We start from the raw sequence: 201 nt of genomic DNA, 5'->3' as shown, positions 1-201 counted from the left end.
TGCTGCTGGCGGTTGGCGGCTACCTGTTCGTCAAGACCGAGGCCAAGAAGGCGCGGCAGCTGGGGCGGATCCTGATGGGGGTGGCTTTCATCCTGATTTCGCTGCGTTTTCTGCGCGAGGCGATGGATCCGATCCGTGACAGCGCCTTTCTGCCCGCGGTCGCAGGCTATCTGGCGCGGGATTATATCACCGCGTTTCTGG

At 62.7% G+C, this 201-nt stretch carries 1 pseudogene; it reads left to right on the top strand.

Annotated elements, in window-relative coordinates:
• Window positions 1–201, top strand: a pseudogene (locus tag ACXAHG_RS23640) (Na/Pi cotransporter family protein); the annotation flags it as partial.

The sequence above is a fragment of the Leisingera sp. ABD4_442 genome (assembly GCF_056160905.1).
This window is presented reverse-complemented; position numbering and strand designations above follow the sequence as displayed.